Consider the following 26,564-nt stretch of genomic DNA (forward strand, 5'->3'; position numbering starts at 1 on the left):
CCATCATCGTCGTCAGACCACATCACTTCAAAACGGCAGCGCCACGCCGGTCTTGATCTCCTTCAGGATCACGTTGGTGCGGACGTGGCGGATGCCAGGGATGCGGAACATGAACTCGTCGAGGAATTTGTTGTAGGCGTCCATGTCGCGCACCACGACGCGCAGATGATAATCGGCGTCGCCGGTGGTCGCGAAGCATTCCAGCACTTCGCGGCGCTTCATCACCCGCGCGACGAACTCGTCGACGAACTTCACGTCGTGCCGCTCCAGCGAGACGTGCAGGATCGCCGACGTGGCGAAGCCTGCGCGCTCGCGCGCCACCAGCGCCGAATAGCCCGAGATGACGCCGGACTCTTCCAGCGCACGGACCCGGCGCCAGCACGCCGAGGTCGACATCCCGACGGTTTCCGCAAGCTGCTGGTTGGTGGCGCGGCCGTCCTTCTGCAGTTCGGCGAGGATTTTCTCGTCCTGCTCTTCGACCATTGCGAGGCCCTCGATTTGGTAGATTCTACCGAATGATATCACCTACAGCAATATCCTGCCGATTTTTCACTGATGAATGAATGGATAGGTAAGACCTACCAGGCCCACAGGCATAGCCTAGTCGGATCAGACATCGCGATTCCCGGAGGGGTCAGCCATGGGCCAGATGCCGCTGCTCGACGCCTACCAGCTGTCCGACCGCTACAGCCGCGAACATGGCCGCGTCTTCCTCACCGGCACGCAGGCGATCGTTCGCATCGTGCTCGACCAGGCGCGGCGCGACCGCGCGGCCGGCCTCAACACTGCGGGCTTCATCTCCGGCTATCGCGGCTCGCCGCTCGGCGGCGTCGATCTCGAACTGTGGAAGATCGGCGAGCAGCTCAAGGACAGCCGCATCGAATTCCTGCCCGCGGTGAATGAGGACCTCGCGGCGACCGCGGTGCTCGGCTCGCAGCAGGTCGAGACGCAAAGGGATCGCGAGGTCGATGGCGTGTTCGCCCTGTGGTACGGCAAGGGCCCCGGCGTCGACCGCTCCGGCGATGCGCTGAAGCACGGCAATGCCTACGGCTCCTCGCCGCATGGCGGCGTGCTTGTCGTCGCCGGCGACGATCATGGCTGCGTGTCGTCCTCGATGCCGCACCAGTCCGACGTCGCCTTCATGAGCTGGTTCATGCCGACGCTGCATCCGGCCGATGTCGGCGAATATCTCGCATTCGGCGAATATGGCTACGCGCTGAGCCGGTTCTCCGGCATGTGGGTCGGCTTCAAGGCGATCTCGGAGATCGTGGAGTCCGGCGCCTCGGTCGAGCTGCGGCCGCCGCGCCGTTTCGTGCAGCCGGATTTCGTGCCGCCGGCCGGCGGCCTGCATTATCGCTGGCCGGATCTGCCGGGCCCGCAGATCGAGGAACGGCTGGAGGCGAAGAAGCACGCGGTCTACGCCTTCGCGAAAGCCAATCCGATCGACCGCCATATCTACGACATCAAGGGAGCGAGCTACGGCATCGTCACCACGGGCAAGGCGCATCTCGATCTGATGGAAGCGCTGCGGCTGGTCGGGCTGGATGAAGCCGCGTGCCGCCGCTTCGGCATCGACATCTACAAGGTCGGCATGGTGTGGCCGCTGGCGCTGCACGATGCGATGGAGTTCGTGAAGGGCAAGCGTGAGATCCTCGTGGTCGAGGAGAAACGCGGCATCATCGAGAGCCAGTTCAAGGAGTATTTCTACGACTATCCCGGCGCCAAGCCGGAGCGGATGGTCGGCAAGCATGACGAGAGCGGCGCGCGGCTGATCTCCTGGACCGGCGAATTGTCGCCGCGCATGCTCGCCGACGTGCTGGCGCGCCGGCTCGACCCGATGTTTCCGGAGTTGCAACTCGCCCGCCGCGTCGCCACGCTGGTGCCCGAACAGGACCGCATGATCGCGGTGCCGGGCGCGACGCGCACGCCGTATTTCTGCTCGGGCTGCCCGCATAACACCTCGACGAAAGTGCCCGAGGGCTCCAAGGCGCTGGCCGGCATCGGCTGCCACTTCATGGCAAGCTGGATGGACCGCGAGACCTCGTCGCTGATCCAGATGGGCGGTGAAGGCGTCAACTGGGCGGCATCGTCGAAATTCACCGGCAACAGCCACGTGTTCCAGAATCTCGGCGAAGGCACCTACTATCACTCCGGCTCGATGGCGATCCGGCAGGCGATCGCCGCGAAAGCCAACATCACCTACAAGATCCTGTTCAACGACGCGGTGGCGATGACCGGCGGCCAACCGGTCGACGGCCCGGTCAGCGTGCAGGCGATCGCGCACTCCGTCCGCGCCGAGGGCGTCGCGCGGGTCGCGCTGGTGTCGGATGATCCCGCGCATTTCTCGCCGGCCGATCTGCCCGTGGGCGTCACCATCCACCCGCGCGAGGAGATGGATGCTGTGCAGCGCGAGCTGCGCGCTGTTCCCGGCGTCACCGTGCTGATCTATCAGCAGACCTGCGCCACCGAGAAGCGGCGGCGGCGCAAGCGCGGGCAGATCAAGGATCCCGCGCGCTTCGCCTTCATCAACGACCTCGTCTGCGAAGGCTGCGGCGACTGCTCAGTGGAATCGAACTGCCTCAGCGTCGAGCCGAAGGAGACGCCGTTCGGCCGCAAGCGCCGGATCAACCTCTCGACCTGCAACAAGGATTTCTCCTGCCTCAACGGCTTCTGCCCGAGCTTCGTCACCATCGAGGGCGGCAAGCGGCGGGCGAAGAGCGCGAGCGCGATCGATCCGCTGACGCGTGCAGCCGCGCTGCCGGCGCCGGAGCTTGCGGGACTGGAGCGGCCCTATGATCTCCTTGTCACCGGCGTCGGCGGCACCGGCGTCATCACGGTCGGCGCATTGATCGCAATGGCCGCGCATCTCGAGGGCCACGGGGTCTCTGTGCTCGACTTCACCGGTTTTGCGCAGAATTTCGGCCCCGTGCTGAGCTATCTACGGCTGGCGGTTACGCCCGACGCGCTGCATCAGGTGCGGATCGACCAGGGCGCGGCTGACGCGCTGATCGGTTGCGACCTCGTGGTGAGCTCGTCGGCAAAAGCATCCGGCACCTATCGCAAGGGAATGCGCGCCGCGGTCAATACCGCCGAGATGCCGACCGGCGACGTGGTGCGCTTCCGCGATGCCGACCTCGCCTCGCCGGTCCGCTTACGCGCCATCGAGCGGGTGATCGGGTCGGGCAACCTCACCATGATCGACGCCAACGCGCTGGCCGAGCGGCTGCTCGGCGACAGCGTCTTTGCCAACATCATCATGCTCGGCTTTGCCTGGCAGCAGGGCCTGGTGCCGGTGTCGCTGGATGCGCTGATCCGCGCGATCGAATTGAACGGCGTCGCCATCGAGCGCAACAGGCAGGCGCTGGCGTGGGGCCGGATCGCCTTCGCCGATCCGGGGTTCTTGCCGAAGGCCGACGGTGCTGCGACCGATGTGCCCGAAACGCTGGAGCAGATGATCGCGCGGCGCGCCGATTTCCTCAGGGCGTATCAGGACGAGGCCTATGCCGCGCGCTATCGGGCGACAATCGACCGCGTGCGCCGCGCCGAAGCGGCGCTCGGCAGCGAGACCTTGACTGACGCCGTGGCCCGGTCACTGTTCAAGCTGATGGCCTACAAGGACGAATACGAAGTGGCGCGGCTGCATATGCAGAGCGGCTTCCTCGACGAGCTCAGCCAAGAATTCGACGGCGACTTCACGGTGCAATATCACCTTGCGCCGCCGTTCTTCCCCGCGCGACGCGATGCGCGGGGACGGCCGAGGAAGCGCGCGTTCGGGCAGTGGATCCAGACGCCGCTGCGGTTGCTCGCCGGCCTGAGAGGGCTGCGCGGCACGCCCTTCGACCTGTTCGGTTACACCGCAGAGCGCCGCACCGAGCGCGCGTTGATCACCTGGTATGAGGCGCTGATCGAGACCATGCTCGGCAAGCTCGACAAGGCACGGCTGCCCGATCTCGTCGCGCTGGCAAAGGCGCCGATGGAGATCCGCGGTTATGGGCCGGTGAAGGATGCCGCGATCGAAAAGACCAGGGCGGAGGTCGCGCAGCTCACCGCGCGACTTGCCTCCGCCCCGTCAGACCAAGGCGACGGCTCAGGCCGCCGCGCGGCGCTTGGCGGGTGATATCAGGCCGACCACGACGGTCGCGAGCACCGCCACGACGATGTTGAGCAGCAGCGCGCCGAGGCCGACATAGAAGCTGTAGCTGGCATCGCCGAGCGAGATGCTGGCGAGCGGCTTCAGCCCGTTGCTCCACGCGGTATATGTGCCCCAGCCGATGCCGACCGCCCAGCCGAGCAGCAGCCCTTCGGCACGGAACCAGACGGTGAACAGCCCGAACACCAGCGCCGGCAGGGTCTGCACGATCCAGAGGCCGCCGAGCAGTTGCAGGTCGAGCGCATATTGCGTCGGCAGGAACAGGATGAAGGCGAGCGCACCGACCTTGACCACCAGCGATGTGATCTTCGCCACCGACGCCTCACCGGCGTGCGAGATGTCCGGCTTGACGTAGGACTTCCAGACATTGCGCGTGAACAGATTGGCGGCACCGATGCTCATCACCGCCGCCGGCACCAGCGCGCCGATCGCGATCGCCGAGAACGCAAAGCCCGCGAACCATTCCGGGAACAGCGTCTTGAACAGCATCGGCACCACGTCGTTCGGCGAAGTCACCTTGATGCCGGCGGCATAGGCCATGTAGCCGAGCAGCGCGATCAGGCCGAGCAAGAGCGTATAGGCCGGCAGCAGGATCGCGTTCTTGCGGATGGTATCCGCCGACTTCGAGGCGAAGATTCCGGTCAGCGTGTGCGGATACATGAAGGCGGCGAGCGCCGAACCCAGCGCCAGCGTCGCATAGGGCAGATATTGCCCGGGCTTCAGCGTCAGGCCGGTGGCGCCGCCCTTCGCCGTGAAGGCGTCGTTGGCGGCCGAGAACACCGCGCCGTAGCCGCCGAGCTTCGCGGGCACCACGACCACGGCGGCCAGCACCACGATGTAGATCATGATGTCCTTGACGAAGGCGATCAGCGCCGGCGCGCGCAGGCCGGAGCTATAGGTATAGAGCGCGAGGATGACGAAGGCGGCGATGATCGGCAGTTCGCCGGATAGCCCCATCGCCTTGATCACGACCTCCATGCCGATCAGCTGCAACGCGATGTAGGGCATGGTCGCGACCAGGCCGGTCAGCGCCACCGCGAGCTCGAGCGCGCGCGAGCCATAGGCGCCGTGGACGACATCGGCGGCGGTGACGTAGCCGTTCGCATGCGCCTTCTTCCACAGCACCGGCATCACCGCGAACACGAAGGGATAGACGATGATGGTGTAGGGCAGCGCGAAGAACCCATAGGCGCCGACCGCATAGACCAGCGCCGGCACCGCGATCACGGTGTAGGCGGTGTAGAAATCGCCGCCGACCAGGAACCAGGTGATCCAGGTGCCGAACTGGCGGCCGCCGAGGCCCCATTCATCGAGATGCTCGCTGACCGGGCCGGATTTCCAGCGCGCCGCGAAGAAGCCCATCACGGTGACGAGCGCGAAGAAGAAGACGAAGACGCAGAGCGCCACCCAGGCGATGTGATCGGTCATGGCTGTCCCCTCACCGCGGCTCGTCGGCATCGGGCCGGCGGCTGCGATAGACCAGCCAGATCAAGAGCGAGGAGATCGGCACCCAGGCGAGCTGGTACCAGTAGAAGAAGGGAAAGCCGAACAGGGAAGGCTCGACGAAATTATAGAACGGCACCCACAGCAAGCCGATGAACGGCAGCAGCAACAGAATCCACATGGCCTACTCTTCAACGCAAGACATAGCTCAAGGCGGGAGGTTCCTCTGATCATGGCAACGATCAAGGAACCGGTCCGTTGCGTCTAGAATCACGGTTACGGCAATGCGACGCAAAAAGATGTGATCGTCACCTGGCGCATGCCGCCTATTCGGCCTTGATGCCCGCGTCCTTTATCACCTTGCGCCAGCGCACCTCCTCGCCGGCAAAGTAGCGGTCGAGCTCGGCCGGAGGAGAGGCCACCATCACGAGGCCCTCATTGACGCTGAGCTTCTTGAAGGCCTCCGCCTGCACGGCCTTGGCCGCCGACTTGTTGAGGCGGTCGATGATGTCGGGCGGCGTGTTCGCCGGCGCGTAGAGGCCGTACCAGGATTCGGCGACATAGCCGGAGGCGCCAGCTTCCGACACCGTCGGCAATTGCGGGAACGCGGGCGAGCGTTCGGCTGACGTCACTCCGATCGCGCGCAGCTGCCCGGCCTCGACCAGCGAGGCGCAGCTTGCCACCGTGGTGAACATCACCTGAATCTGGCCGCCCATCAGGTCGGTGATGGCAGGCGCCGCGCCCTTGTAGGGAACGGTGGTGAGATTGACCCCGGCCATGTGCTTGAACAGTTCGCCGGCGAGATGCGCCGAGGTGCCGGTGCCATAGGTGCCGTAGGACAGCTTCTGCGGATCGGCCTTCGCGGCCGCGATTAGATCGGCAATCGACTTGATCGGCGAAGCGGGATTGACCACGACAACGTTGAACGAGCGCGCCACCAGCGCCACGGGCGCAAAATCCTTGTGCGCATCATAAGGCAGCTTGCTGTAGAGGCTCGGATTGACCGCGTTGGCGAAGGTCGCCATCAGCAGCGTGTAGCCGTCGGCTGGACTCGTCGCGACGCTCTGCGTGCCGATGATGGTGCCGGCGCCCGGCTTGTTCTCGATGATCACGGTGACGCCGAGATCCTTCTGCATCTCCTGCGCCAGCGTCCGCGCCACGACATCGGTGCCGCCGCCCGGCGCGAACGGCACCACGATCTTGACGATGTGGTCGGGATAGCCGGCGCGCGCAGGCAGTTGCAGCAGCAGGTTTGCTGCGAGCGCGAACAGGAGTGATGCGAGGAGACGAAGCGGCATGACGGACCCCGGCAGGTGGGCGATCTTCATACACGCAACGGCTATGCAACGGCTGCCGGGTGGTCATGACGCGGAAGGAACGTCGCACTATTAGTCCCGTCATCCTGAGAGTCTGACTCATAAATCACCCAACCTTAGCTGCAGCCGCGAGTCTGCGGGTCAGGAGCCTGATGTGTGCAATCAGCAGCCAGGCAGCTTCGGTTGCGACCGTCGCCTCGAAGTCCTTGGCGAGGCGGCGGCATCTGCCGAACCAAGCGAATGTGCGTTCAACCACCCACCGCCTCGGCAGAAGCTGGAAGCCTTTGACGCCTTGAGGCCGCTCGACGATCTCGACAGTCCATGGACCGCAGTCTGAGAGCGCGTCGAGGAGTTGATTTCCGCGGTAGATCCGGTCGGCAAAGACGTGGCGCAGCCGGGGGAAGTTCATCCGCACGTTCTTCAGCAGCGGTACGGCGCCATGGCAGTCCTGAACGTTGGCCGGATGAACATGAACCCCAAGGAGGAGGCCATTGGTATCCGTCACGATATGCCGCTTGCGGCCGTAGATGCGCTTGCCTGCATCGTAGCCGCGCGGTCCGCCAGCTTGCGTGGTTGGCGCACTTTGACTGTCGATCACGGCTGCCGTCGGCTTCGGTGTCCGTCCAAGCTTTTTTCGCGCCCGTCGGACAAGCACGCTGACAATCCTCTGCCACCGGCCTGTATCCCGCCATCTATAAAAATAGCCCTGCACCGTCGAATAGGGCGGGAACTCCTGCGGCAACGCCCGCCACTGGCAGCCAGTCGAAACGATATAGAGGATCGCTTCGATCACACGACGCAACTCCGTCTTACGCGGCCGGCCGCGCCGGTTCGCTCGCGGCAACAGGCGTCTGATCAGCGCCCACTCCGCATCGGTCATATCGCTTGCATAACGCAGATCGTCCCGCCGATATTGCTCCCGAGTGATCTTGGTCCAGGGCATCGTGCTCTCCCTCGAATCTTTGCAAATCCGATGGAATCACACCCCACTGAGATCACTCACCCATTTTTCAGTCAGGCTCTGAGGTGCGAGCGGAGCGAGCCTCGAAGGATGAACGGCCAGCAGCCGGGCCGTGCATCCTTCGAGACGCCCTGCGCGGCTCCTCCAGCGACAAAGGCGAAGCCTTTGCGCGGGGATGACGGTGATAAAGGGCGCACGCGTGCCATCATCGCAAGCGCCCGCGCCGCTCACGAATACGGATTGATCAGCTTCTGCTGCTCGGTGGCGTGATGGACCAGCAGATCGATGAAGGTGCGGACCTTCGCCGAGAGATGATGGCGGTGCGGATAGACAGCATTCATGGTGAGCTCGACCGGCCGGTATTCGGGCAGCAGGCGGACCAGTTGTCCCGACTCCAGCTCGTCGCGGACCAGGAAGCCGGCCGCGAGGAAGACGCCGACGCCGGCCAGCGCCGCGAGCTTCAGGGTTTCGCCGCTGTTGGAAATCAGATTTCCGGAGACGCGCACTGCGGCCGGCGTGCCCTTGCGGTCGGCGAAGCGCCACTCGTCGCCATAGGGATAGTTGGCGTGGCGCATGCAGTTGCGCGCTGAGAGGTCGGCCAGCAGCGTTGGCTTGCCGTGCTGTTCGATATAGCCGTGCGAGCAGCACAACACGTGGCGCCAGGTCGCGATGGTGCGCACGATCAGGCTGGAGTCCGGCGGCGGCACCATGCGCACGGCGAGATCGTAGTTCTCGTCGATCAGATCGGCATTGCGCTCGCCGATCGTGAGATCGACCTTGACCTCGGGATTGGTGGCGAGGAACTCGGCCACCGCCGGCGACAGGAACTGCACCAGATGCGTGTTGGTGAAGATGCGCAGCGTGCCGCGCGGCACCGATTGCTGCGCGCCCGCGATGTCGTCGGCCTGCTCGATGTCGGCGAGGATCTGGACGCAGCGGTCGTAATAGGCTTGGCCGACCTCGGTGAGGCTGACCTTGCGCGTGGTGCGGTTGAGCAGCCGGGCGCCGAGCCGGTCCTCCAGCGACTGAACGTGGTTGCTCACCATGGTGGTGGACATGTTGAGCTTGCGGCCGGCCGCGGAAAAGCCGCCGGTGTCCACGACCCGGACGAAGGCGGTCAGGCTGGTTAGGCGATCCATGCGGCAAGGTCCGGATTATCAGCGCTGGCTTGATAATGCTTCCAGTTTTATCGGGATTATCACAGCGGGGAGGACATTGCATCTAAGGGGCGTTCTGGGCGCCCTTTCTGGAAGGACGCGAATGTTCGACCCGGAGGATGTCATGTCGACCACCACTTATGTCCCTGAACAAGCAACAAAAATCGGCCTCCGCCCGTCGCGGAAAACGGTCAAGCGGGTGGCGCTCGGGCTCGCCGCGATCATCGGCGCCGCCGTGGCAGCCGACTTTGGTTACGACTACGTCACCACCGGCCGCTACCTCGAAACCACCGACGACGCCTATGTGAAGGCGGACTCCACGATCATCGCCCCGAAGGTCTCGGGCTACATCGCCAAGGTGCTGGTCACCGACAACCAGCCGGTGAAGGCCGGCCAGCTGCTGGCCGAGATCGACGACCGCGATTACCGCACCGCGCTCGGTCAGGCCAAGGCGGATGTCGACGCCGCCACAGCCTCGGTGCGCAACCTCGATGCCCAGCTCGAACTGCAGCAGCCGATCATCGACCAGAGCACGGCCGACGTCACCGCCGCCGAGGCCAACCTGAAATTCGCGCAGGAGGAGCAGACCCGCTACGACGGGCTGATGAAGTCCGGCTCCGGGACCATTCAGCGCGCGCAACAGACCGACGCGGCGCTGCGCGCCAACACCGCGCAATTGCAGCACGCGAAGTCGGCGCTGTCGGCGGCCCAGCGCAAGGTCGACGTGCTGACCACGCAGCGCGCCCAGGCCGCAGCGCAGGTGGACCGCGCTCGCGCGGTCGAACAGCAGGCCGAGCTCAACCTGTCCTACGCCCGGATCACCGCGCCGGTCGACGGCACGGTCGGCGCCCGCACGCTGCGCGTCGGGCAATATGTGCAGGCCGGCACCCAGCTGATGGCGGTGGTGCCGCTGGACGCGGTCTATGTGATCGCCAATTTCAAGGAGACGCAGCTGACCCATGTGCGCAACGGCCAGCCGGTCGAGCTCACGGTCGACAGTTTTCGCGGCACCACGCTGAAGGGCCATGTCGACAGCCTGTCGCCGGCCAGCGGCCTCGAATTCGCGCTGCTGCCGCCCGACAACGCCACCGGCAATTTCACCAAGATCGTGCAGCGCGTGCCGGTGAAGATCGTGCTCGACGATCACAGCCTAACCGGCCTCTTGCGCCCCGGCATGTCGGCGATCCCGACCGTCAACACCAAGGCAACGGTGCTGGCCGAGCGCGAGGAGAAGCGGCGGCTGGCATCAGTGACGCGGCAGCACGGCGGATAGGACCAAACGCTTCTTCGGCTGGCTCCGCGCGATCGATCACCCATCGGTGGTCGATCGCGTTTTGCTGTCTACGCCCTCTTCGCCTCTCCCGCTTGCGGGTGGGGGCTCTCTCCGCGAGTCATCTTGTGGAGAGAGCCCCCACCCCACCCTCCCCCGCAAGCGGGAGAGGGAGCTTGAGAGGCGTGCTCACCTCACTAGTCGACAGCACGCAGGCCAAACGCAGCCGTCGTGCCGTGGTCATAACCGCAGTCGGTCTCTCAGCCGCAGCCGTTGATTATCAACCTCTACCGGACAATCCTTCCAATCTTTCCCGGATTATCGAAACCGGCCGCCTAATACATCTTGTGTAGGTAGCAAGGACGATCTCGATGACCGCACTTCACCCCACAGCCGACGCAGCGAACGCCGCCGCGCTCCCCGCCCCCGCAGCGCCGGCGGCGCCGGCGATCCCCACGAAAACCTGGATCGCGGTGATCGGGGCGACGCTCGGCGCGTTCATGGCGGTGCTGAACATCCAGATCGTCAACGCCTCGCTCGCCGATGTGCAGGGCGCGATCGGCGCCGGGATCGACGACGGCGGCTGGATCTCGACCTCCTATCTGATCGCCGAGATCGTGGTGATCCCGCTCTCCGGCTGGCTCGCGCAGGTGTTCTCGGTGCGCATCTATCTGCTCACCAATGCGTTCCTGTTCCTGGTGTTCTCGGCGGCGTGCGCGCTGGCGCAGGACCTGCCGCAGATGATCGCGCTGCGCGCGGTGCAAGGCTTCACCGGCGGCGTGCTGATCCCGATGGCATTCACGCTGATCATCACGCTGCTGCCGAAGGCCAAGCAGCCGATCGGGCTCGCGCTGTTCGCGCTGTCGGCGACGTTCGCGCCGGCGATCGGCCCGACCATCGGCGGCTATCTCACCGAGAACTGGGGCTGGCAGTACATCTTCTATGTCAATCTGGTGCCGGGCGCCGTGATGATCGCGATGCTCTACGTCTCGCTCGATCCGAGCCCGATGAAGCTGTCGCTGATCCGCCAGGGCGACTGGCTCGGCATCATCACCATGGCGATCGGCCTCGCCGCGCTGCAGACCGTGCTGGAGGAAGGCAACAAGGACGACTGGTTCGGCTCGCCCTTCATCGTCCGCCTGTCGGTGATCGCCGCCGTCGCGCTGGCCGCCTTCCTGATCGTCGAGTTCACCGTGGAGAAGCCGCTGCTCAATCTGCGCCTGCTCGCCCGCCGCAATTTCGGCTTCGGCATGCTGGCCAACTTCCTGCTTGGCATCGCGCTGTACGGCTCGGTGTTCATCCTGCCGCAGTACCTCGCGCGCATCCAGGGCTACAATGCCGAGCAGATCGGCATGGTGCTGGCCTGGACCGGGCTGCCGCAGCTCGTGCTGATCCCGCTGGTGCCGCGGCTGATGCAGCGCTTCGACCCCCGCCTCATCATCGGCGTCGGCTTCGCGCTGTTCGCCGGCTCCAACTTCATGAACATCTTCATGACCAACGACTACGCCACCGACCAGCTGTTCTGGCCCAACATCGTCCGCGCCATCGGCCAGGCGCTGGTGATGGCGCCGCTGTCTGCGGTTGCGACCGCGGGCATCGAGCTGGAGAACGCGGGCTCGGCCTCCGCGCTGTTCAACATGATGCGCAACCTCGGTGGCGCCGTCGGCATCGCCGTGCTGCAGACGCTGCTGACCAAGCGCGAGCAATATCACTCCAACGTGCTGATGCAGTCGGTCTCGCTGCTGGAACAGGCCACGCGCAACCGGATTGAGCAGCTGACGCAGTATTTCATGAACCACGGCGTCGCCGACCAGGCCGCGGCCGCCCACCGCGCAATCGCGGCGATCGGCAAGGTCGTGCAGAAGCAGGCCTACATCCTCGCCTTCAGCGATACCTTCTACCTGCTCGGCGTCGCGCTGATCATAGCACTCGCGGCGACACTCTTCCTGAAGAAGCCGGGCCAGCTCGCTGGCGGCGGTGCGCACTAACCCAAACCACAACCACGGAGAACGACCATGAAGCCCCGTATGAACTTCTACCAGGCCGCACCCGAGACCATCAAAGCGCTGGTCGCGGTCGAAAACCAGATCGCTGCGAGCGGCCTCGAGCAATCGCTGATCGAGCTGGTCAAGACCCGCGCCTCGCAGATCAACGGCTGTGCCTACTGCATCAACATGCACACCGAGGATGCCCGCAAGCACGGCGAGACCGAGCAGCGGCTCTATTTGCTCAACGCCTGGCGCGAATCCCCGCTCTACAGCGAGCGCGAGCGCGCGGCGCTGGCCTGGACCGAAGCGTTGACGCTGGTTGCGGAGACGCATGCGCCCGACGCCGACTATGAGGCCGTGCGCGCCCAATTCTCGGACAGCGAGCTGGTTAACCTGACCACGCTGATCGGCGCGATCAACGCCTGGAATCGGATCGCCATCGGCTTCCGCGCGGTGCATCCGGTGAAGGCGAAGGCGGCGGCGTGAGCAGCGCGGACGATCCATCCCCGTCATCCTGAGGAGCCTGCGCAGCAGGCGTCTCGAAGGATGCACGGCCACAGACGGGCCGTCGACCCTTCGAGGGCCGCTGAAGAAGCGGCCGCCTCAAGGTGACGGTGCCAAGGCGATGTGCAGACCGCAGGGTGGGTTAGCCGAAGACGTAACCCACCATTCTCTCCCGCGGTGAGCAAAGTCGGTGGGTTACGCTGCGCTAACCCACCCTAGGCAGTGTCAAACCGCCGTCGCGCGGGCGAACTCGACGTAGATCTCGCGCAGGCGGTCGGTGATCGGGCCGACCTTGCCGCCTCCGACCTTCTTGCCGTCGATCGCGACCACGCCCTGCACGAACACGGAAGCGCTGGTGATGAAGGCTTCCTTGGCAGCGAGCGCTTCCTCGATCGTGAAGGCGCGCTCCTCGATGCGCAGCTGGCGTTCCTCGGCGAGCTTGACCACCGCCTTGCGGGTGCAGCCGGGCAGGATCTCGTTGCCGTTCTGCCGGGTCACGATGACATCGTCCTGGGTGACGATGAAGGACGAGGACGAGCCGCCCTCGGTGACCTTGCCGTCCTCGATCATCCAGGCTTCGCCGGCGCCGGCCGCGGCCGCGGCCTGCTTGGCCAGCACCTGCGCCAGCAGCGCCACGCTCTTGATGTCGCGCCGTTCCCAGCGGATGTCGGGCACCGTGATGACGTTGATGCCGGTCTTGGCCGAGGGCGCGTTGATGATGTCCTTTTCGGAGGTGAACATCACGAGCGTCGGCTTGACGTCGGCCTTCGGGAAGGCGAAGTCGCGGCCCTTGTCGGCGCCGCGGGTGACCTCGAGATAGACCATGCCGTTGACGAGGTCGTTGCGCGCAACCAGCTCCTTCTGGATCTCCTCGATCCGCTCCAGCGTCTCCGGCAGCGCGAGCTGGATCTCGCCGACCGAACGCTTGAGCCGCGCCAGATGCGAGGCGTTGTCGATCAGCTTGCCCTCGAGCACCGCCGCCACCTCGTAGATGCCGTCGGCGAACAGGAATCCGCGGTCGAAGACCGAGACCTTGGCCTCCGAATGCGGCACGAACGAGCCGTTGACGTAAGCGATCTTTTCCACGCGAGTTCTCCTGCGGACGAAGGGGGTTTCAGGCCTTCGTATACGCAAATTGTTAACGGGGGAAAACCCTCCCGACGGCGCCCGTGAACTGCGTAAATCCACTACCGTCACCCTGAGGAGTGCGCCCTTGCGCGCGTCTCGAAGGGTCGACGGCCCGGCTGGTGGCCGTGCATCCTTCGAGACGCGCTAACGCGCTCCTCAGGATGACGGGTTTGGCCAATGCGCAGCCCCTCAGTGCTGCAGGATCTTCGACAGGAACTTCTGCGCGCGGTCGCTGCGCGGCGTGCCGAAGAAGTCGGCCTTCTTGGCGTCCTCGACGATCTCGCCGCGGTCCATGAAGATGACGCGGTCGGCGACCTTGTTGGCAAAGCCCATTTCGTGGGTCACGACCATCATGGTCATGCCCTCGCGGGCGAGGTCGACCATGACGTCGAGCACCTCGCTGATCATCTCCGGATCGAGCGCCGAGGTCGGCTCGTCGAACAGCATGGCGATCGGGTCCATTGCCAGCGCGCGGGCGATCGCGACGCGCTGCTGCTGGCCGCCGGACAGCTCGGCGGGAAACTTCTTCGCGTGATCCTTCAGCCCGACGCGCTCCAGAAGCTTCATGCCCTTGGCGGTGGCGTCCTCAGACTTGCGGCCGAGCACCTTCTCCTGCGCGAGGCGGAGATTGTCGATGATGCGCAGATGCGGAAACAGCTCGAAATGCTGGAACACCATGCCGACGCGCGAGCGCAGCTTCGGCAGGTCGGTCTTGGGATCGTTGACCTTGACGCCGTCGAGCGTGATGTCGCCACCCTGGATCGGCTCCAGCGCGTTGACGCATTTGATCAGGGTCGACTTGCCCGAGCCGGACGGGCCGCAGACCACCACCACCTCGCCCTTGGCGACGCTGGTGGTGCAGTCCTTCAGCACCTGGAAGCTCGGCCCGTACCATTTGTTGACGTGGTTGATCTCGATCATGATGGCTCAGCTTTTTTGTTTAGGCATGACCTTGTCGGAAAACCGGTTCCCACTTTTCCGGGTCATGCCTCAGCGAACGATGGCGATGCGCGCCTGCAGGCGGCGAACGCCGTAGGACGCGATACAGGAAATGACGAAGTAGACCAGCGCGGCGAACAGATACATTTCGACCAGGCGGCCGTCGCGCTGCGCGACCTTGCTGGCGGCGCCGAGGAAATCCGGGATCGACAGCACGTAGACCAGCGAGGTGTCCTGGAACAGCACGATGGTCTGCGTCAGCAGCACCGGCAGCATGTTGCGGAACGCCTGCGGCAGCACGACGTAGCGCATCGACTGCGCGTAGGTCAGGCCGAGCGCGCTGGCCGCGGCCGGCTGGCCCTTCGAGATCGACTGGATGCCGGCGCGCATGATCTCGGAGAAATACGCCGCCTCGAACGCAATAAAGGTGATCAGCGAGGAGGCGAAGGCGCCGACCGTGATCGGCCGCGACGCGCCGGTCAGCCACTGCCCGATATACGGCACCAGGAAGTAGAACCAGAAGATCACCAGCACCAGCGGCAGCGAGCGGATGAAGTCGACATAGAAGCCCGCGATGCGCCCGAGCATCTTGTAGCTCGACAGCCGCATCAGGGCGATCAGGGTGCCGAACACCAGGCCGCCGAACGCGGCGAGCGCGGTCAAAGTCAGCGTGAAGCGCATGCCCTCCAGGAACAGGTAGGGCAGCGAGCGGCGGATGACATCGAAATCGAAACTGCCGATCATCGTCATTTGCCCGTGATGTAGCCGGGGATCGCGACATAGCGCTCGAGGAAGCGCATCGCGGTTACCACGACGAAATTGAGGAGCAGGTAGAGCACGGTTGCCGCCGTGAACGCCTCGAACACCTGGAACGAGAACTCCTGCATCGAGCGCGCCTGGCCGGTCAGTTCGATCAGGCCGATGGTGATGGCGACCGCGCTGTTCTTGATGGTGTTGAGGAATTCGGAGGTCAGCGGCGGCAGGATGATGCGGAACGCCATCGGCAGCAGCACGTAGCGATAGGTCTGCAGCGTGGTGAGGCCGAGCGCGGTCGAGGCCTGCTTCTGCCCGCGCGGCAGCGAGGTAATGCCGGCCTGCAATTGCACGGCGACGCGCGCCGACATGAAGAAGCCGACGCCGATCGCGGCGGTCCAGAACGGCGCATTCGGCAGTTGCTTCAGCCACAGCCCGGCCGACCGCGGCAACAATTCGGGCAGCACGAAAAACCACAGGAACAGTTGCACCAAGAGCGGCATGTTGCGGAAGAACTCGACCCAGCAGAAGCCGATCCACGACGCGGTCCGCGACGGCAGCGTGCGCAGCACGCCGATCACCGAGCCGGACACCAGCGCGATGATCCAGGCCAGCACCGACACCTTGACGGTGACCACCAGCCCCGACAGCAACAGGTCGAGATAGGTGCCGGTCCCCATCGGGTTCGGCTCAAGGAAGATGTGCCAATTCCAATTATAGTTCACAGGTCCCCCACGCGGCCGTGCCGGTCACGCCAATACGCCGGCATCGCGCGCGGCGTCTATGCAAATGTCCGGCCATTCTCCTCCAAAAATGGCCGGACATGCTAACTTTCAGGACCCGCTCCCAAAAGGGACGACGGGTCATACACAGCGGTCAGTTGACCAGATAGGCATCCGGATCCGGAGAGTCCGACGGCTTCGCAAACTGCTTCTTCATCTCCGGTCCAGCCGGCGAGTTGAGATTGAGGCCCTTCGGCGGGATCTTTTGGGTGAACCACTTGTCATAGATCTTCTGGCCCTCGCCGCTGGTGTAGAGCGCGGCGGTTGCGGCGTCGACGACCTTCTTGAACGGCGCGTCGTCCTTGCGCAGCATGATGCCGTAGGGCTCGGGCTTGGAGAACGCGTCCTTGGAGATCACGTAGTCATCCGGCGACTTCGAGCCGGCGACGAGGCTCGCGAGCAGGATGTCGTCCATCACGAAGGCGACCGCGCGATCGGTCTCGACCATCAGGAAGGCCTCGGCATGATCCTTGGCCGGGATGATATTGACGCTCAGCCCGCGGGCGAGGTTGGCCTCGGTGAGCTGCTTGATGTTGGTGGTGCCGGCGGTCGAGACCACCGTCTTGCCCTTCAGATCGTCGATCGAATTGATCTTGCTCGCCTTCTTGGTGACGTAGCGGCTGGCGGTCAGGAAGTGGCTGTTGGTGAAGGAGACCTGCTTCTGGCGCTCGGCATTGTTGGTGGTCGAGCCGCATTCGAGGTCGACGGTGCCGTTGGCCATCAGCGGAATACGCGTCGCCGAGGTCACCGGGTTGAGCTTGACCTCGAGCTTGTCGAGCTTCAGCTCCTTCTTCACGGCATCGACGATCTTGTAGCAGATGTCCATGGCGTAGCCGACCGGCTTCTGGTTGTCGTCGAGATAGGAGAATGGGATCGAGGAATCGCGGTAGCCGAGCGTGATCGCCCCGGTGTCCTTGATGTTCTTCAGCGTGCCGGTCAGCTCCTGGGCTTGCGCCTGGCTCGCGCCGAGCGCGGCGGCGAGCGCGAAGCCGATCAGATAGTTGCGTGTCATACGTCTACTCCTTGCGTGGAAACGGTCGTTCTAGTGCGTGAGAATATCAGCGAGGACGGGTGCGATATAGCGGCGAAACTGCTCCGGATTCTCGCTCATCGGAAAATGACCGAGCTTCTCCATGATCGTGACGCTGGCGCCCCCTATTGCCGCTGCCGTCCGCCTCGTGTCCTCAGGCGTGCAGGAGAAATCATACTCGCCCGTAAGCAGATAGAGGTTGCATACTTTAGTATCGATTGACGCGACCCGGCCGCGCAGGTCGCCATCGACACGGTAGAAATACAGATCGCCCTTGAACACGCCGGGGCCGCCCTGCTTGTAGGCCCACAGCGTTTCCATCCGCGCAGGCTCTGGGCTTTGCGGGGCGATCAGCCCGGACACCAGCGCGGCGCAGACTTCGCCGCCGTGAACGTCCGGCCGGTTCAGCCAGTTCGTGTCATACCACGGCGCCTGGAAATCGGCAGCCTCGAGCCCGATCAGCGCGCGGAACTCGGCGGCATATTCGATCGCAAGGTTAAGCACGATGCGGCCGCCGATCGAGCAGCCCATCACCACAGGCTTCTCCAGCCGCAGCGCACGGCAGAAAGCGCGGATGGTCTCGGTGTAGCGCGCAGTGGTGAGTTGGTATTCATCGCCGGTCCAGCTCATCGGCGGATTCGACTTGCCATGCCAGGGCATATCGAAGGCAATGATGCGGAAATTTTCGGCAAATTGCGTATCCGCGAGCAGATGGCGCCACTGCCGCGCATCCGATCCCGCGGTGTGCAGGCAGACCAGCGGAATGCCGGTGCCGTTCTCCTCGAAATAGATGCGGTGCAGTTCGCCGCCGATCTCGACGTGAACGTAGCGGCCGACCATCGGCTCGATGTGGCCGTTCATGATCTTGCCGCTCATGACACGGCCGCCGCGAAATGCTGCCGCGGCAACGCCAGCAGGTCCTTGAAGTATTGCAGATGCGCCATGAAGGGATGCAGGTCGCCTTCCAGCACGGCCTCGCCGCGCTTGGTCAGCGCCAGCAGATCGTGCCAACCGGGCTTCGGCTCGGCCTGCCAATAGGCGGCCCAGGCCTGCGGCGTCGCGCGATAGGAAAAGCGCCAGGAGCGCATCAGGACCGGCGAAGGCGCAAGCTCGACGATGCGCCCGGCGCGGATCGCGGCATGAAACGGCCGCGCCATCGGGCCGATCAGGCAGTCGCAATCGAGCAGCCGCCCGCGCGCAAGCAGCCGAGGGGCCTCGTCGAGCAACGCGGGAAGGCCGGCAAACGCCCTCGTCACAGCGTCGTCGGTGGCGTCAGGCGATGGCGTCATCTGTCGGGCGGCGTTCCTGCAGCGGGCGGCGCCATGATGACGGCAAGCGCGCGATCCCGCAAGGCGCCGATGCCTTTGGGTTCCCTTGATTATTCGCTTGACCAAACCCGGCTTGCCGGTCAGGCGCGCACACCCCGCGCCCTCCCGGCACATTGCCAGGAACGGCTAATCCGTCCGACCAAAGGCCGATTGAATTCCGCGGCTCGGCAGGTCGCGCCAAATCGCGGCAGACCAATTGTCGCAGCCGGCGCTTCGAGCGCAATTCGCGCTTCCGTTGCCCGCCCCGTTCTGTCCAATGCGCTCGGTCCCAGCATGACAGGGACGATCATTGCCAACACCGAACAAGACGCGGCCGCGATCGAACGCGGTCATAAGGGAGAGATCGAGATGTCGCACCGCAATCGCTTGATGGTCCTGCTCGCCGCCGCCGGCATGCTGGTGTCAACAGCGGCGCTCGCGCAGGACTATCCGACCAAGCCGATCACGCTGATCGTGCCATGGCCGGCGGGCGGCTCGACCGATATCTCGATGCGCGCGATCGCCGAGAGCGCCTCGAAGGTGCTGGGCCAGCCGATTGCGGTCGACAACAAGGCGGGCGGCGGCGGCACCGTGGGCCCCGCGACGATGGCCGCGGGCGCCAAGCCCGACGGCTACACCATCGCCCAGATCCCGATCACCGTGTTCCGCCTGCCCTTGATGCAGGAGGTGTCCTGGGATCCGGCGAAGGATTTCTCCTACATCATCCACCTCACCGGCTACACCTTCGGCGTCACCACCAACGCGGAGTCGCAGTTCAAGACCTGGCAGGACGTGGTCGATTTCGCCAAGAAGAACCCGGGCAAGGTGACCTATGCGACGCCCGGCACCGGCACCTCGCTGCATGTCGGCATGGAGCAGATCGCCCTGATGGCCGGGATCAAGCTGACCCAGGTGCCGTTCAAAGGCGGCGCCGAGACCAATGCGGCCGTGCTCGGCCAGCACACCATGCTGCAGGCGGATTCCACCGGCTGGCGGCCGCTGGTCGATGCCGGCAAGCTCCGCCTGTTGATGGTGTGGACCGGCGCGCGCTCGCCGAACTATCCGGACGTACCGACGCTGAAGGAGCTCGGCTACCCCATGGTCTATGACTCGCCGTTCGGCATCGCCGGCCCCAAGGGCATGGACCCCAAGATCATCGCCAAGCTGCACGATGCCTTCAAGAAGGCGATCGAGGACCCGGCGGTGATCGCAACGCTGGCCAAATACGACATGGTGCCGAACTACAAGAACACCGAGGACTACAAGAAGTTCGTGGGCGAGGTCACCGAGTCCGAGCGCAAGGTGATCGACACGCTCGGGCTGGCGAAGAAGTAGAGAATTCGAGTTAGGCTCACCATGAGCACAGGCGTCATCCTGAGGTGCGAGCCGCACTTGCGGCTCGCCTCGAAGGATGGACACGGGCACCGCCGCCCTTCGAGGGCTACGCTGCGCTCCGCCACCTCAGGACGACGGTGATCTAAAGGCCGCTTCCCATGACAGACCAAACCAACGTCAAATTCCGCCTCAACAACTCCGAGCTCTGGGGCGGGCTGATCGGGCTCGGGCTCGGCGCCTTCGTGATCTGGTCGGGCCTGAAGCTGAAGCTCGGCACCATCAACGATCCCGGCTCCGGCTACGTGCTGTTCTACACCGGCATCCTGATGTGCGTGTTCGCGGCATCGATCATGATCGCGGCGGTCACCGAGGGCGGCCCGACCTTCGCCTCGCGCTGGGAGAATGCGCGCTGGGGCAAGCCGGTGCTGGTTATCGTCTGCCTCACCGCATTCGCCTTTGTGCTGGAGCCGCTCGGCTTCCTGCTGTCGGCGATCCCGCTGATGCTGTTGCTGCTCCGCGTGATCGATCCGGTGCGCTGGTCGCTGGCAATCCCGCTGTCCATCCTTGCCCCGCTCGGGATGTGGTGGGTGCTGAAGCACCTGCTCGCGATCCAGCTGCCGAGCGGCATGTTCGAGATCGGTTGAGCGCCCATGGATACCCTCGTCAACGTCGCCCACGGCCTCGGCGTCGCGCTGCTGCCGATCAACCTGCTCTACTGCTTCATCGGCGTGTTCATCGGCACGCTGGTCGGCGTGCTGCCCGGCATCGGCCCGATCTCGGCGATGTCGCTGCTGCTGCCGGTGACGCTGTCCGGCACGCCGGAATCCGGCATCATCATGATGGCCGGCATCTATTACGGCTCGATGTATGGCGGATCGACCACCTCGATCCTGGTCAATATCCCGGGTGAAGCGGCTTCCGTCGTCACCTGCATCGACGGCCACCAGATGGCCAAGCAGGGCCGCGCCGGCCCCGCGCTCGGCATCTCCGCCTTCGGCTCGTTCATCGCCGGCACCTTCGCGCTGATCGCCCTGATGCTGGTGGCGCCGTCGCTCGCCAGCGTCGCGATCGCGTTCGGGCCGGCCGAATATTTCAGCCTGATGGTGCTCGGCCTCGTGGTGCTGACCTTCCTCACCCAGGGCTCGATGGCCAAGGCGCTGTTGATGGCCTGCATCGGCGTCGTGCTCGGCCTGGTCGGGCTCGACAGCATCACGGCGCAGCCGCGGCTGACCTTCGGCCGCCTCGAGCTGATCGACGGCATCGGCCTGGTGCCGGTCGTGATGGGCCTGTTCGGCGTCGCCGAGGTGCTGCTCAACACCGAGCAAGCGATCAAGCGCGACATCATCAAGACCAGGATCAACCAATTGCTGCCGAGCAAGGAGGACTGGAAGGCCAGCGCCGGGCCGGTGGCACGCGGCACGGTGCTCGGCTTCTTCCTCGGCATCCTGCCCGGCGGCGGCGCCGTGGTGGCATCGTTCGCCTCCTACGCGCTGGAGAAGCGGCTCTCGAAGCATCCGGAGCGCTTCGGCCACGGCGCGATCGAGGGCGTCGCGGGGCCGGAATCGGCCAACAATTCCGCGGCCGGCGGCGCCTTCATTCCGCTGATGACGCTCGGCATCCCACCGAACGTGGTGATGGCGCTGCTGCTCGGCGCCTTCGTGATCCACGGCCTGCAGCCGGGACCGCTGATGATCTCGCAGAACCCGACGCTGTTCTGGGGCATCGTCGCCAGCATGTATATCGGCAACCTGATGCTCTTGGTGCTCAACCTGCCGATGATCGGCATGTGGGTGCAGCTGCTGCGGCTGCCCTACAACGTGCTGTTCCCGCTGATCATCCTGTTCACGATAATCGGCGTCTACTGCTCCAGCAACAACGTGTTCGACGTCCACGTCATGATCGCGTTCGGTGTGATCGGCTATTTCATGCGCAAGCTCGGCTACGAGCCGGCGCCGCTGGTGCTGGCCTTTGTGCTCGGGCCGATGCTGGAGAACAACCTGCGCAAGTCGCTGATCCTCTCGCAGGGCGATCTCATGACCTTCGTGGAACGGCCGATCTCGGCGATCTGCCTCGCCTTCGCGCTGGTGCTGCTGGTCGGCCCGCTGCTGCCCTCGCTGCGCAAGAAGCGCGAGCTGGTGGCGCTGGATGAGGGGGCGTAGGAGAGCGAGCCCGACTTCAGCCGCGCCGGCAGCGCGCCCCCTCGCCCCGTTCTTACGGGGTCGAGACGAGCGGAGCTCGCTCTTAGAGAGTTGGGGTGAGGACTGCCTCCGCAAGCACGGTGATAGCAGTATCTGCGGAGGCTCCCCCTCACCCGCAGCGCATCTGACGATGCGTTGCGGCCTCTCCCCGCACGCGGGGAGAGGCGAAGTGGCAGCTCAACCCGCTTTCACGCCCCGCCCGTTCTTCGGCGCCTGGGCCAGCGCGCGGGCCAGCACCTGGGCTTCCTTCTTCAGCATGTCGGCCAGCTCGCCTTCGCGGCGGCGGATGCGGTCGGACGCGGCGCCGATCGAGAGCGCGGCGACCACCTCGCCGGCATCGTCGCGGACCGGCACGCCGACGCCGCCCATGCCGGGGAACGCGGCGTCGATCAGCACGGTGTGGCCGGCCTTGCGCGCCATGGCGATCCGCTCGCGCAGGAACTTCGGCGTGATGCGCGGCGATTTCGCCAGCCGCGGCACGATCACCTCGATCACAGCCTCGATCTCGGCATCCGGCAGCCAGACCAGCAGCGCCAGCGCGCCGGCGCCGACACCGAGCGGACGGCGGCTGCCGATCTGCAGATAGTTCGGTTGCAGCGGATGGTTGCCGACCGAGCGCGCCAGATAAAGCGCCTCGACGCCGGATCGCACCGACAGCAGCGCGGTATCGGCCGAGCGCTCCGACAGCCGGAGCAGGCTCGGCTGCGCCAGCTCGGCGATGTCGACCGAACGGCGCGCGCCGACCGCCATCACCCGCGCCTCCTGGCCGAGCTCATAGGTCTTGGCGCCGGCGACGCGGCTGACGAAGCCTTCCTCGATCAGCGAGTTGAGGATGCGCAGCGCAGTCGCCTTGTTCAGCGAGGTGGTGTCGGCGATGTCGGTGAGCCGCAGCGGCGAGCGCTGCGCCAGCACGCGCAGGATCGCGCAGACCTTCTGGATCGCGTTGAACTTGTCGGGTTGGCCCGGCTCCGGCAGTGGCCTCTTGCGGCTGGTCCGCGCGGTCGCAGTCGTGGAGGCATTCATGCCCTGGCCTTCCTTGCCGTCAATTCCAAATCCTGAACCGGGCACAACGTTTAGACGCGCCCGGCGGACATCATCCTAGGACGGATGACGCGCGCCGGACACCGTATACTTTCGTCAGATGAAACTTTGATTTCGACTATCTACGCTGCTGTGCAACAATAAGGATATTTGAATTTCGCATCACGAAATCTGATGCGGTTAGCATGATCCTTTCGAAAAAGCCGCTTCGCACTTTTTCGGATCATGCGCTACGCCAGCCGCAGCCTGCGGATCGTGAACAGCGCGCAGAGGCTGAGGATGCAGACCGCGGTGAGATAATAGCCCGGCGCGAGCTCGCCGATCGGCGCGAAGCCGCCCAGCCAGGTCATGATCGCCGGCCCCATGCCGCCGAACAATGTGACGCCGATATTGTAGCTGAGACCGAGCCCGGTCGCACGCGTCGCCGCCGGAAACAGTTCCGACATCAGCGCGGCGAGCGGCCCGTAATACAGCGACTTGAGGACGCCGAGCCAGAGCACGCCGATCAGGATGATCATCGGCGTCGGCTGGCCGGTGAGCAAGAGGAAGGCCGGGAAGATCGACACCAGCAACAGCAGCGCGAACAGGATCATGTGGGTGGTGCGTCCGATCTTGTCGGAGACCATGCCTGCGATCGGCGCCAGCAGCGCAACCGCGGTCTGCGCGGCGAACGAGGCGATAAAGCCGACCGACGGCGCGAGGTTGAGCGTCTTCACCACATAGGTCGGCATGTAGACGATCAAATAGTTGACCGCGGTCGACACCGCGAGCGCGCCGATCGCGAGCATCGTGGCGAGCTTCTGCCGCGCGAACACTTCCCTGACCGGCGATTCCTGCTTCGCCGCCGGCGGCGGGGTCGCATCGTCGACATGGTTGCGGATGTAGATGCCGACCGGGCCGATCAAGACGCCGAACAGGAACGGCAGCCGCCAGCCCCAGGACTGCAAATCCTCCGGGCTCATCAGCGAGGTCAGCAGCGCACCGAAGCCGGCGCCCAACAGACCGCTGACGCCCTGGCTCGCGAACTGCCAGCTCGCCACGAAGCCGCGTCGCTCCGGCATGTGCTCGACCAGGAACGCGGTCGAGGAGCCGAACTCGCCGCCGGCGGAAAAGCCCTGCACCAGCCGCGCCAGCAGCACCGCGATCGGCGCCAGGATGCCGATGGTCTGATAGGTCGGCATCAGCGCCAGCACCAGCGTGCCCAGCGTCATCAGCACGATCGACAGCATCAGTGAGGCCTTGCGGCCGTGCCGGTCGGCATAGGCGCCGAGCACGACGCCGCCGATCGGGCGGATCAGAAACGACAGGCCGAAGCTGCCGAAGGTCAACAGCAGCGAGGTGGTCGGATCATTGGCCGGGAAGAACGCCTTGGAGAGATACACCGCGAAGTAGGCATAGACCGAGATGTCGTACCATTCGAGCGCATTGCCGACCGAAGTCGCGACGATCAGGCGGGTGATGTTTTTCTTGGTCGTAACGTCGGCTTCGGAGCTAATCGGCGTCGATAACGTCATTCGAATTCCTTCCGGTATAAGCACCGGCCTTGCAACTCGTCATGGCCGCCCCCCGGCCGTGCAAGTCTTCCGTCATCCCCGCGCAAAGGCTTCGCATTTGTCGCTGGAGGTGCGAGCTCTTGCGAGCCTCGAAGGATGCACGGCCCCACTGGTGGCCGTCGATCCTTCGAGGGCCGCTGAAGAAGCGGCCACCTCAGGATGACGGGGGAACAAGCGAGCCTAGCTCCTCACCCCTTGTGCTTTGCCTCGCCGAGGTCCCAGAACAGGCCGGCCATGATGGTCAGCGCCTCCTCAGTCACCGGCAGCAGGATGTGCTCGTCGGGGGCGTGCTGCGAGCAGCCCGGATAGGAATGCGGCACCCAGATCGTCGGCAGGCCGAGGCCTTCGGAGAACACGTCGTTCGGCAGCGAGCCGCCGAAATTCGGCAGCACCGCCGGCGCCTTGCCGGTGGTGGCGCGGATCGAGTTCGCTGCCCAGTCGATCCACGGGCTGTCCATGTCGGTGCGCGAGGCGGCAAAGCGCTGCGTGCCCGAGACCTCGACCATCGGGAAACCGTTGTTGTGCAGATAATCCCGCACCGCGTCGATCACTTCGAGATGCCGGGTGCCGACGACGAAGCGGAGCTGCAGCACGGCGTTGGCCTTGCCGGGAATCGCGTTGGCGGGCTTTTCGATGTTGCCCGACGACATCGCCAGCACTTCGAGCGTATTCCAGGCATAGAGCCGCTCCGCCGCGGTCAGGCCCTCCTCGCCCCAGTCTTCCGCCAGCGCCGGTTCGTCCGCCGTCGGCTTGACCTCGACGTCGGCGAGCGCGGCGCGGACGCGGTTCGAGATCGGCGGGGGTTTCAGGATCTCGAGCTTCATGCGGCCCTTGCCGTCGACCAGGCTTGCGATCGCGCTCGCCAGGATCGTGGCGGGGTTGGCGAGCACGCCGCCCCAATTGCCGGAATGGTTGCCGCCCTCGCGCAGATTGACGTCGAGATGGATGCGGTTGCCGCCGCGGCAGCCGAGGAAGATGGTCGGCCGCTCCGCCGACAGCCGCGGCCCGTCCGAGGCAATGAACAGGTCGGCCTTCAGCTCCTCGCGATGCGCCTCGCAGACCTCGCGCAGATCGGGCGAGCCGATCTCCTCGCCGGTCTCGATGATGAATTTGGCGTTGAAGCCGAGCTTGCCGCCGCGCGCCTGCTTCACCGCGCGCAGCGCCGCCATGTTGATCGAATGCTGGCCCTTGTTGTCGGCGGTGCCGCGGCCATAGACGCGCTCGCCCTTGACCGTGGTCTGCCAGGGATTGAGCCCGTCGCGCCATTCGCCGACCATGCCGTCGACGACGTCGCCATGGCCGTAGGTCAGCACGGTCGGCCGCGAAGCGTCTTCCTGATAGTCGGCAATCAGATAGGGCCCGCGGCCGGTCGGCGACTCGATCAGGTGGGTCTTGAAATCGAGCTCGGCGAAGGCCGGTTGCAGATTCTCCACCAGATAGGCGCGCAGCGCATCGGCCTTGTCGGCATTCAGGCTCTCGGTCTGGTAACCGACCCTGCGGTCCAGTTCCTTCAAGAACTCTCCCGATTGAAAATGCTCTCGCACCTTTGCGATTGCGTCGGCCCGTGTCGCCATGATTGTTCCTTCGTCCGGTCGCGTCTTGGCATGATCGCACCGGAACGCCACGCTTTGCGTCCCGATCATGCTTCTGGAGGGGCGCAACCTATCGGGATCGGCTCGCGACCGGAAGGGCGCGAAATGCGAATGGGC

23 protein-coding genes are annotated in these 26,564 nt (G+C 65.0%); 7 read left to right on the plus strand and 16 right to left on the minus strand.

What is annotated here, in order from left to right:
• Positions 1–27: 27 nt before the first annotated feature.
• Complete coding sequence (locus QA635_RS36455; RefSeq protein WP_057015467.1) at positions 28–483, minus strand: Lrp/AsnC family transcriptional regulator; 456 nt, start codon at positions 481–483, stop codon at positions 28–30.
• A gap of 157 nt (positions 484–640) precedes the next feature.
• Between QA635_RS36455 and QA635_RS36460 the strand changes: the two genes are divergently transcribed.
• Positions 641–4,117, plus strand: a complete 3,477-nt coding sequence (locus tag QA635_RS36460; protein ID WP_283064686.1) for an indolepyruvate ferredoxin oxidoreductase family protein — start codon at positions 641–643, stop codon at positions 4,115–4,117.
• Here QA635_RS36460 and mctP read toward each other — a convergent pair.
• The 5 genes from mctP to QA635_RS36485 form a co-directional block, all read right to left on the minus strand.
• Positions 4,088–5,578 (minus strand): monocarboxylate uptake permease MctP, encoded by a 1,491-nt coding sequence (gene mctP / locus QA635_RS36465; protein WP_283064687.1) that lies wholly within the window; start codon positions 5,576–5,578, stop codon positions 4,088–4,090. The genes QA635_RS36460 and mctP overlap by 30 nt on opposite strands.
• Before the next feature lie 10 nt (positions 5,579–5,588).
• Positions 5,589–5,774 (minus strand): DUF3311 domain-containing protein, encoded by a 186-nt coding sequence (locus QA635_RS36470; protein WP_038384255.1) that lies wholly within the window; start codon positions 5,772–5,774, stop codon positions 5,589–5,591.
• A gap of 145 nt (positions 5,775–5,919) precedes the next feature.
• Positions 5,920–6,891, minus strand: coding sequence for a tripartite tricarboxylate transporter substrate binding protein (locus QA635_RS36475; RefSeq protein WP_283064688.1), 972 nt, complete (start codon positions 6,889–6,891; stop codon positions 5,920–5,922).
• 124 nt (positions 6,892–7,015) lie between these two features.
• Complete coding sequence (locus tag QA635_RS36480; RefSeq protein WP_225164260.1) at positions 7,016–7,852, minus strand: IS5 family transposase; 837 nt, start codon at positions 7,850–7,852, stop codon at positions 7,016–7,018.
• A gap of 245 nt (positions 7,853–8,097) precedes the next feature.
• Positions 8,098–9,009, minus strand: a complete 912-nt coding sequence (locus tag QA635_RS36485) for a LysR family transcriptional regulator (protein ID WP_283064689.1) — start codon at positions 9,007–9,009, stop codon at positions 8,098–8,100.
• A gap of 142 nt (positions 9,010–9,151) precedes the next feature.
• Between QA635_RS36485 and QA635_RS36490 the strand changes: the two genes are divergently transcribed.
• From QA635_RS36490 to QA635_RS36500, 3 genes are all read left to right on the plus strand, one after another.
• Positions 9,152–10,300, plus strand: a complete 1,149-nt coding sequence (locus QA635_RS36490) for an HlyD family secretion protein (protein ID WP_283064690.1) — start codon at positions 9,152–9,154, stop codon at positions 10,298–10,300.
• Between the two features lie 368 nt (positions 10,301–10,668).
• Entirely contained in the window at positions 10,669–12,285 is a 1,617-nt protein-coding gene (locus tag QA635_RS36495) for an MDR family MFS transporter (RefSeq protein ID WP_283064691.1), read from the plus strand.
• A 27-nt stretch (positions 12,286–12,312) separates the two neighbouring features.
• Positions 12,313–12,771, plus strand: a complete 459-nt coding sequence (locus QA635_RS36500; RefSeq protein WP_028332972.1) for a carboxymuconolactone decarboxylase family protein — start codon at positions 12,313–12,315, stop codon at positions 12,769–12,771.
• Positions 12,772–13,014: 243 nt separating this feature from the next.
• Here QA635_RS36500 and QA635_RS36505 read toward each other — a convergent pair whose 3' ends face one another.
• The 7 genes from QA635_RS36505 to QA635_RS36535 all read right to left on the minus strand — a co-directional run bounded on the left by QA635_RS36505 (position 13,015) and on the right by QA635_RS36535 (position 18,710).
• On the minus strand, positions 13,015–13,875 hold the full coding sequence (locus QA635_RS36505) for a D-amino-acid transaminase (RefSeq protein ID WP_028332971.1): 861 nt from the start codon (positions 13,873–13,875) through the stop codon (positions 13,015–13,017).
• Positions 13,876–14,106: 231 nt separating this feature from the next.
• Positions 14,107–14,838 carry an amino acid ABC transporter ATP-binding protein gene (locus QA635_RS36510; RefSeq protein WP_057015476.1) on the minus strand — a complete coding sequence of 244 codons (732 nt, stop codon included), beginning with the start codon at positions 14,836–14,838 and terminating at the stop codon, positions 14,107–14,109.
• A 69-nt stretch (positions 14,839–14,907) separates the two neighbouring features.
• Positions 14,908–15,600, minus strand: coding sequence for an amino acid ABC transporter permease (locus tag QA635_RS36515; protein ID WP_283064692.1), 693 nt, complete (start codon positions 15,598–15,600; stop codon positions 14,908–14,910).
• Positions 15,601–15,602: 2 nt separating this feature from the next.
• Positions 15,603–16,334, minus strand: a complete 732-nt coding sequence (locus QA635_RS36520) for an amino acid ABC transporter permease (RefSeq protein ID WP_283064693.1) — start codon at positions 16,332–16,334, stop codon at positions 15,603–15,605.
• Between the two features lie 151 nt (positions 16,335–16,485).
• Positions 16,486–17,403, minus strand: a complete 918-nt coding sequence (locus QA635_RS36525; RefSeq protein ID WP_225162203.1) for an amino acid ABC transporter substrate-binding protein — start codon at positions 17,401–17,403, stop codon at positions 16,486–16,488.
• Positions 17,404–17,433: 30 nt separating this feature from the next.
• Complete coding sequence (locus QA635_RS36530) at positions 17,434–18,297, minus strand: alpha/beta fold hydrolase (protein WP_283064695.1); 864 nt, start codon at positions 18,295–18,297, stop codon at positions 17,434–17,436.
• On the minus strand, positions 18,294–18,710 hold the full coding sequence (locus QA635_RS36535; protein WP_283064697.1) for a hypothetical protein: 417 nt from the start codon (positions 18,708–18,710) through the stop codon (positions 18,294–18,296). Before QA635_RS36535 ends, QA635_RS36530 begins: the two co-directional genes overlap by 4 nt.
• 387 nt (positions 18,711–19,097) lie before the next feature.
• Between QA635_RS36535 and QA635_RS36540 the strand changes: the two genes are divergently transcribed.
• The 3 genes from QA635_RS36540 to QA635_RS36550 all read left to right on the plus strand — a co-directional run bounded on the left by QA635_RS36540 (position 19,098) and on the right by QA635_RS36550 (position 22,222).
• Positions 19,098–20,063 carry a Bug family tripartite tricarboxylate transporter substrate binding protein gene (locus tag QA635_RS36540; RefSeq protein WP_283064698.1) on the plus strand — a complete coding sequence of 322 codons (966 nt, stop codon included), beginning with the start codon at positions 19,098–19,100 and terminating at the stop codon, positions 20,061–20,063.
• A gap of 158 nt (positions 20,064–20,221) precedes the next feature.
• The gene (locus QA635_RS36545; RefSeq protein ID WP_283064699.1) at positions 20,222–20,707 is read left to right on the plus strand and encodes a tripartite tricarboxylate transporter TctB family protein; all 486 of its coding nucleotides are present in this window, start codon (positions 20,222–20,224) and stop codon (positions 20,705–20,707) included.
• A gap of 6 nt (positions 20,708–20,713) precedes the next feature.
• A complete protein-coding gene (locus QA635_RS36550) occupies positions 20,714–22,222 on the plus strand; it encodes a tripartite tricarboxylate transporter permease (protein WP_028341157.1) in 1,509 nt (502 codons plus the stop codon).
• A 216-nt stretch (positions 22,223–22,438) separates the two neighbouring features.
• Here QA635_RS36550 and QA635_RS36555 read toward each other — a convergent pair whose 3' ends face one another.
• The 3 genes from QA635_RS36555 to QA635_RS36565 all read right to left on the minus strand — a co-directional run bounded on the left by QA635_RS36555 (position 22,439) and on the right by QA635_RS36565 (position 26,429).
• Positions 22,439–23,284: an IclR family transcriptional regulator gene (locus QA635_RS36555; protein ID WP_092086729.1), complete on the minus strand. Its 846-nt coding sequence runs from the start codon at positions 23,282–23,284 to the stop codon at positions 22,439–22,441.
• A 248-nt stretch (positions 23,285–23,532) separates the two neighbouring features.
• Positions 23,533–24,816 carry an MFS transporter gene (locus tag QA635_RS36560; protein ID WP_283064701.1) on the minus strand — a complete coding sequence of 428 codons (1,284 nt, stop codon included), beginning with the start codon at positions 24,814–24,816 and terminating at the stop codon, positions 23,533–23,535.
• Positions 24,817–25,043: 227 nt separating this feature from the next.
• Entirely contained in the window at positions 25,044–26,429 is a 1,386-nt protein-coding gene (locus QA635_RS36565; RefSeq protein ID WP_283064702.1) for a M20 family metallopeptidase, read from the minus strand.
• Between the last annotated feature and the right edge of the window lie 135 nt (positions 26,430–26,564).

It is taken from the genome of Bradyrhizobium brasilense, assembly GCF_029714345.1.
Classification (GTDB): Bacteria; Pseudomonadota; Alphaproteobacteria; order Rhizobiales; family Xanthobacteraceae; genus Bradyrhizobium; species Bradyrhizobium australafricanum.